Genomic DNA, 3265 nt, shown 5'->3' with positions numbered 1-3265 from the left:
CAGGTCCCCGCCTACCGGGGCGTCCGCGAGTCGGCCTGGGTGGTGCTCGGACTGCTGGTCGCCACCGGCCTGTGGGTGTGGCCCTCGCCCACCACGACCGGGGTCGTGTTCGGCGTCGGCGCCGCCGCCCTCCTCGTCGTCACCGCCCGCCTCGGCTCCCCCCGCTGGTGGGTGCTGGCCGCCGCCCAGGTGATCGCCTCGGCGGGCTGGGTGTTCGGGATGCCCGTGCTGCCCGAGGTCGGCGGCGCGATCGCGGTGGCCGCCCTGCTCGGCCTGCTCCGCCCGCGCGGCACCGCTCTGCTCGACCTCTGCGTCGTCGCCCTGTCCACCGGCGTGCTCGTCTGGGCGCTGCCCACCACCCAGCCGGTGCTGGAGCTGGTCACCGCCGTCCTGCTCCTGTCGGTCACCGCCGCCGCGTTCCTGGTCGTCGGCACGCCCCGCCGCTCCCGCCTGCTGCACTGGGCGTTCACCTGGTTGCTGGCGTCCCTGCTCAACCCGGTCACCCCGGTCGTCGCCCTGCTCGCCCCGGTCCTGCTCACCGCCACCCTGCCCGCCCCGGACGCCGGTCGCGGCCCGCGCGCGCTCGCCTGGGGCAGCCGCGCCGTGCTGGTCGGCTGCGTCGCCCCGCTGCCGCTCCTGCTCGCCCAGCGCGCCCTCCAGTCCTCCATCGAGGACGTCGTCGCGATCGCCGCCGTCTCCCTGATCGCCACGGTCCCGGTGCTGGTCAGGGTGTCCCTGCGGCACCGCGACCGCACCGACGACCCCCGCCTGCGCCGCAGGCTGCGCAACCGCACGGTCCGGGTCTGCCTGGTGTTCGCCGTCGCGGGCCTGCTGCCGCTGGGCGTGCTCGCCCAGCTGTCCATCGCCGTCGCCAGCCAGACCGTCACCGCCGAGGTCGAGCGCCGCCTGGACGCGTCCGCCGAGGTCGCCGCCGCCGAGCTGGCCAACACCCTGGACTCGGCCCGCTCGCTGGTCCGCTCCTACGCCGAGCGCCCGGAGATCCGGGAGGCCAACTTCGCCGAGGGCGCCGGCGCGCTCGACGCGGTCCGCGAGGCCGTCACCTCCCTGCAGCGGCAGAACCCCATGTTCGAGGCCACCTGGGCCATGGACGCCGAGGGCACCCTCGTCGCCGTCTCGCCCGGCCCGGCCACCCCGTCGCGCAACAACTTCGCCTACCGCGACTACTTCCAGGGCGCGCTGAGCACCGGCGGCCCGTACGTGTCCCAGGTGTACGAGGGGCTGCGCGCCGACCACCCCGAGCTGGTCGCCATCGCCGCCCCCGTCCGGGCGGGCGCCGACATCGTCGGCGTGATCGCCACCAGCTTCCCCATCGGCGCGCTCACCGGCTTCGTCAGCGAGGTCGCCGCGGGCCAGGACGTGCGGCTCGCCGTCGCCGACCGGGGCGGGTCGCTGCTGACCGGCGAGCAGCTCGACACCCCCGGCCTGACCAGCGGCCTCGGCGACCCGCAGATCGCCGCCGCCCTGCGCGGCCAGCAGGGCCGCGCCACCACCGGCCCCGCCGACAACCCGGTCGAGACCTCCTACCGGTCCGTGCCGGGCCTGGGCTGGGCGGTGGTGGCCAGCATCGACTCGCGCACCGCGTTCGCAGGCGTCGCCCGGTTCACCGGCCGGGTGCTCGCCGTGACCACCCTGCTGCTCCAGATGCTGCTCGTCGGCCTGGTCGTCACGGTCCGCAGCGAGCGCCGGGGCAGGCTCGCCGAGGAGCGGCTGGCCCGCAGCGCCGCCCACACCGACTCCATCCTCAACGCGGCGGGCGACGCCTTCGTCACCATCCGCCCCGACGGGATCGTGACCAGGTGGAACAGCAGCGCCGAGCGGATCTTCGGCTGGTCCGGGGAGGAGGCGCTCGGGTCCGCGCTGGTCGACCTGGTCGTGCCCGACGTGCAGCGCGCGGACCACCTGGCCGGGGTGCGGCGGATCATCGAGGGCAGAACGCCGACCATCCTCGGCCCCACCCGCGAGGTCGTGGCCAGGCGCAAGGACCGCTCCGAGTTCCCGGCCGAGCTGACCCTGTGGTCCTCGCACTACGAGGACCGGCGGGTGTTCAGCGCGTTCATCCGCGACATCACCGAGCGCAAGGCCGCCGAGGAGGAGATCGCCCGCGCCCGCGACGAGGCGCTGTCCGCGTCCCGGATGAAGTCGGCGTTCGTGGCGAACATGAGCCACGAGATCCGCACCCCGCTCAACGGCGTCATCGGCCTCACCGAACTGCTGCTGGACACCGACCTGGACTGCCGCCAGCGCGACTACGCCCAGACCCTGCAGAACTCGGCCGACGCGCTGCTCGCCGTCATCAACGACATCCTCGACTTCTCCAAGATCGAGGCGGGCAAGCTGGAGATCGACCCGGTCGACTTCGACCCGCGCGCGCTGGTGGAGGACGTGGTCAGCCTGCTCGCCGCGTCCGCGCAGGCCGCCGGGCTGGAGATCGCCGCCGTGGTGCACCCGCCGATGCCGCCCGCGCTGGTCGGCGACGCCCACCGCATCCGGCAGGTGCTGGTCAACCTGGTGTCCAACGCGATCCGGTTCACCCCGAAGGGCGAGGTCGTGGTGTGGGTGGACGTCGCGCCCGCCGCGCCCGGCGAGTCCGGGCACGAGGTCACCTTCACCGTCGCCGACACCGGCATCGGCATCCCCGACGAGCGGCAGCAGCACCTGTTCGAGGCGTTCACGCAGGTCGACGCGTCCACCACCCGCCAGTACGGCGGCACCGGGCTCGGGCTGACCATCAGCAAGCAGCTCGTGGAGCTGATGGGCGGCGAGATGGGGCTGGCCAGCCAGCCGGGGGAGGGCAGCGTCTTCTACTTCACCCTCCCGCTGCCGCCCGCCGCCGCGCCACCGGCCCCGCCGACCGCCCGACCGGACCTGTCCGGGCTGTCCGTGCTGGTCGTCGACGACAACGCCACGAACCGGCAGGTCGTGTCCGAGCTGCTCGGGGCGTGGCGGGCGCGGGTGGTGTGCGCGGACGGCGCGGACGAGGCGCTGCGGGAGCTGCGCGCGGCCGTGGACGGCGGCGAGCCGCTGGACGTGGCGCTGCTGGACATGCGGATGCCCGGACTGGACGGCCTCGGCCTCGCCGCGCTGATCTGCGCCGACCGGCGGATCGCCGGGACCGCGCTGGGCATCCTCACCTCCACCAGCGACGCCGTGGAGGCGAAGCGCGCGCGGGCGGCCGGGATCGAGGTGGACCTGGCGAAGCCGGTGCGGGCGAGGGCGCTGCGCGAGGCGGTGGCCAGGCTGGTCG

Annotated in this window: 1 protein-coding gene; it reads left to right on the top strand. The window is 75.1% G+C overall.

Annotation, left to right across the window (positions count from 1 at the left end):
* Nucleotides 1-3265: ATP-binding protein (locus ACTUAL_RS21755; RefSeq protein ID WP_440901541.1), on the top strand; the 3265-nt coding region annotated here is incomplete at both ends.

Source organism: Actinosynnema sp. (assembly GCF_052038725.1).
The sequence above is the reverse complement of the archived record's forward strand: the minus strand, read 5'-3'. Positions and strand labels throughout refer to the sequence as shown.